This window comes from Microcystis sp. M53603_WE2, from assembly GCF_030065435.1.
Genome location: NZ_JASJFF010000757.1, coordinates 1 through 3,634, shown reverse-complemented (window position 1 = coordinate 3,634; position 3,634 = coordinate 1). Strand labels below are relative to the sequence as shown.

6 protein-coding genes and 1 pseudogene are annotated in these 3,634 nt (G+C 45.5%); 4 read left to right on the top strand and 3 right to left on the bottom strand.

Annotation, left to right across the window (positions count from 1 at the left end):
- Positions 1-114 (bottom strand): helix-turn-helix domain-containing protein (locus PX481_RS16335; RefSeq protein WP_288095015.1); only part of this gene is annotated, 114 nt, incomplete at its 3' end.
- A 91-nt stretch (positions 115-205) separates the two neighbouring features.
- Between PX481_RS16335 and PX481_RS16330 the strand changes: the two genes are divergently transcribed.
- Both PX481_RS16330 and aroQ read left to right on the top strand, forming a co-directional pair.
- Positions 206-340 (top strand): hypothetical protein, encoded by a 135-nt coding sequence (locus PX481_RS16330; protein WP_288031306.1) that lies wholly within the window; start codon positions 206-208, stop codon positions 338-340.
- A gap of 41 nt (positions 341-381) precedes the next feature.
- Entirely contained in the window at positions 382-837 is a 456-nt protein-coding gene (gene aroQ, locus PX481_RS16325) for a type II 3-dehydroquinate dehydratase (protein WP_288095013.1), read from the top strand.
- A gap of 235 nt (positions 838-1,072) precedes the next feature.
- On the opposite strand, the gene PX481_RS16320 is transcribed toward aroQ, so the two are convergent.
- Entirely contained in the window at positions 1,073-1,654 is a 582-nt protein-coding gene (locus PX481_RS16320; RefSeq protein WP_002762235.1) for a hypothetical protein, read from the bottom strand.
- 205 nt (positions 1,655-1,859) lie between these two features.
- On the opposite strand from PX481_RS16320, the gene pyrH reads away from it, so the two are divergent.
- Both pyrH and frr read left to right on the top strand, forming a co-directional pair.
- On the top strand, positions 1,860-2,582 hold the full coding sequence (gene pyrH, locus PX481_RS16315) for a UMP kinase (RefSeq protein ID WP_002732255.1): 723 nt from the start codon (positions 1,860-1,862) through the stop codon (positions 2,580-2,582).
- A gap of 13 nt (positions 2,583-2,595) precedes the next feature.
- Complete coding sequence (gene frr, locus PX481_RS16310; protein ID WP_373276133.1) at positions 2,596-3,117, top strand: ribosome recycling factor; 522 nt, start codon at positions 2,596-2,598, stop codon at positions 3,115-3,117.
- Between the two features lie 185 nt (positions 3,118-3,302).
- Here the strand turns inward: frr and PX481_RS16305 are convergent.
- Positions 3,303-3,476: pseudogene (locus PX481_RS16305) on the bottom strand (transposase); the annotation flags it as partial.
- Between the last annotated feature and the right edge of the window lie 158 nt (positions 3,477-3,634).

Sequence of the window (3,634 nt, the reverse complement as noted above, 5' to 3'; positions counted from 1 at the left end):
TGTTCTGACATGGAGTGCCTTATTGTAAACTAATCTTACACAGCCCAAAGTGCGCCGCAATAGCGACTCTTGTTCGGGTGTGGGGTAAAATCGAAACGAATAGGCTTTTTCCATACCTCACGTTTTAGCATATATTTCGTAAATGTGCTAATATTTAACAGTAAAGCCGTCGTAGAACGACGGGGTTTCAGACCCAAAATTTCCGATGATTAAAGCTATTTCTGACCTCCAGGGATTCCGAGGTCTCATTCTGCCGATCATCGTCGGTGCGCTCAGTGCTACTATTGGTGCGGTGATTACCGTAGCGGCAAAAATTTTGTTGATCGGCAATAGTCCCTGATCGAGATAAGATTAATTCTCGTGGTGATAGGGAGGACATTTGTGAATAAACTAAGCATTCTGGTTCTGCACGGGCCGAATTTAAACCTATTGGGAAAAAGAGAGCCGAATCTCTACGGTAACGTCAATTTAGAGACGATTAACCAGTTTTTAAGCGAAGAAGCTACCCGTTTAGGGGTGAATTTAACCGCGCATCAGTCCAATCAGGAAGGGCAATTAGTGGACTGGATTCAGCAAGCATGGGGTCAGCAGGACGGTATTTTGATTAATGCGGGAGCTTATACTCACACCAGTATCGCCATCCGCGACGCACTATTAAGCACAAAAATGGCCTGTGTGGAAGTACACTTAAGCAATATTTACAAACGCGAGTCTTTTCGTCATCATTCCTACATTGCCGATATAGCCATCGGACAGATTAGCGGTTTTGGGGCCGAAAGTTATCGCCTAGGATTATGGGCATTAGTCGATTATTTGCAAAAGAATAGAGAAGGCTAATTAGGGCTTGCTCAATAAATCTAAAAACCTTGTTGGGTAAGACTTTTAGACTTTTTGGAAACCAAAAAGTACCGTATCCCGGAGTGATCGGGTGGAAAATTCAGGGACTTTTTCCCTGAAAATTAGGTAATTGACCCCCTCAAAATCTCTAAAACCCTACACCCTACACCCTACACCCTACACCCTACACCCTACACCCTGCCCCCACCGAAAAACTTTTTGCCGCAAACCCTAATTAGGCAAGGGATTCTCCCACTTCTAAGAGGGGACAAAAGGGAAAATAGGGGGAAACCGTCCAACGATAGAATTTTTTGCTGCTGGTGGACTGAAGATTAAAACGCAGGGAAACAAAGGGGAAAAAGGGAGATACGGAACAATTCCAACTGAAAGCCGGCTTAGAAGTGCTATTATCGCCCTGCAAAGACCAAGCCTGGTATTGAAAAACCTCCCGGACGAGGGATTTTCCTTCATCGCTAACTTGGGCGCAGCTGCGACTAATGCCCGAAACCAAACAGAGACTATTACTAACACAATTATCATTAGAAGCCACGATCAGGAGATTTTCCCCGGTGGTGGTTAGTTCAAAAGCGATAAAATCTCCAGCTTGCCAACGACTAAGGACTTGTCCCTGGGCATTCTGGTAGATAGCGCTGCAGTTTTCGGGATCGAGAAGACGATAACTATCGGGGTCTAAGTAACCGCAAACCCTTCCCATCAGACGAGTTCCATCCTGAAACCCATACACCCAATCAAAGGTATCGATGTTAGCAGCCCCTTGATTGCTTTTGTTGACCAATAGTAATCGATCGCTGACCACGGTTATTAATTCTCTATAAAACTAAGCTCCTTTTAATAACAAAGGTATCACTAAATACAAATTCCCCAAGGAAAAGATTTATTAATCTTAACTTGTCGGCCCCAGGGGAGAGTGAACTGGTCAACTTAAATCAAGGCCAAAACCTGCTATCTTATGGGGAGACAAAAATTATCTAGATCTTGTTTTAGCGAGTGGTAGTAAGGGCATGGCGTACAAGCGGGTATTATTAAAACTGAGTGGGGAGGCCCTGATGGGCAATCTCGGCTATGGGATCGACCCGATGGTGGTTTCCGCTATCGCTCAGGAAATCTCCGAAGTGGTTGACCAAGGCATCCAATTGGCGATCGTGGTTGGTGGGGGCAATATTTTTCGCGGGGTGAAAGCCGCCTCGGCCGGCATGGATCGGGCCACGGCCGATTATATTGGTATGATAGCAACAGTCATGAACGCTATGACCTTGCAGGATGCCCTAGAACGAGCGCAAGTACCGACTAGGGTATTAACAGCGATTGCGATGCAGGAATTAGCCGAACCCTACATCCGCCGGCGGGCAATCCGTCATCTGGAAAAAGGTCGGGTAGTGGTTTTTGGTGCGGGATCGGGTAATCCTTTCTTTACCACCGATACCACGGCGGCCCTGCGCGCTGCCGAAATCGATGCGGAAGTGGTGTTTAAAGCGACGAAAGTGGATGGGGTTTATGATTCCGATCCCTCTCACAATCCTAACGCGCGACGCTTTCAAAGTCTCACCTACGGTCATGTGCTGACCCATGATCTGCGGGTGATGGACGGAACGGCGATCGCTCTGTGCAAGGAAAATAATATCCCGATAGTCGTTTTCGATCTGTCGGTAGCAGGTAATATTGTTCGCGCTGTCAAAGGTGAACCCGTTGGAACATTGGTAGGAGGATTCTGTGAAGTTAGCTGAAGTTCAAGACCATATGCAGAAAACCGTCGAATCAACCCAGAGAGCTTTTAATACGATTCGTACCGGCCGCGCAAATGCTTCTCTTTTAGATCGGATCGTGGTGGAGTATTATGGCATGGAAACTCCCCTCAAGTCCCTAGCGACCATTAGCACTCCCGACGCAACCACGATCGCCATTCAACCCTTCGATCGTACCAGTATGGGGGCGATCGAAAAGGCGATTTCTCTCTCGGACGTGGGTTTAACCCCCAGTAATGACGGTCAGATCATTCGTTTGAATATCCCTCCCCTCACTAGCGATCGCCGCAAGGAATTGGTCAAATTAGCGGCGAAATTGTCTGAAGAAGGAAAGGTGGCGATCCGCAATATTCGCCGGGATGCGATCGATGCTATCCGTAAACAGGAGAAAAGTCACGAAATTTCTGAGGATGAATCCAGGGATTTACAGGATCAAGTGCAGAAATCCACCGATAAATTTATCGCCAAAATCGAGGATTTGTTAACGACAAAAGAAAAAGATATCATGACCGTTTAAGTTTTTTTCTCCTCATGGATAGAACAGGCTTTTTGTCTGTTCTATTTAGGGGGTGCTGAATAAATCTAAAAACCTTGTTGGATAATATTTTTAGACTTTTTTTCCCTCAAAAAGCGCCGACCCTTGGAGTGATTGGGGGGGAAATTTAGGGACTTTTTCGGCTCTTCGTTACTCTTTATGCTAAATCAACAGACAAGATGCCAAGATAACATACTTCTAACCCAAAAATTCCGAAAGTTTCTCAAGCCATAGCCTCTCCGTTTTATTAGTTTAAGTTTATTATTGATTCCCTCGACCACCCCATTCGTTGTCCTTTGCTCGAAATAACTAATGATTTCTCCAAACCAGTTTCGGGATGTTGTTTCTACTTTCTATGAGAGAACTCCATAAAAAAGATGATCCAATAGTCAAGTGGTTTGATAAGGGATTTCCACAAACCACTTTGGCAAATGGGGAAGTCGATTAATCTGTTTTTCCAACTCTGCCATTGCCTTCTGAATCAACTTTACCCCAGTGT

What these genes read in the sequence shown, in the direction of transcription:
- pyrH (WP_002732255.1), top strand. Translation starts at nt 1,860, where the DNA reads ATGGCGTACAAGCGGGTATTATTAAAACTGAGTGGGGAGGCCCTGATG.
- PX481_RS16330 (WP_288031306.1), top strand. Translation starts at nt 206, where the DNA reads ATGATTAAAGCTATTTCTGACCTCCAGGGATTCCGAGGTCTCATTCTG.
- frr (WP_373276133.1), top strand. Translation starts at nt 2,596, where the DNA reads ATGCAGAAAACCGTCGAATCAACCCAGAGAGCTTTTAATACGATTCGT.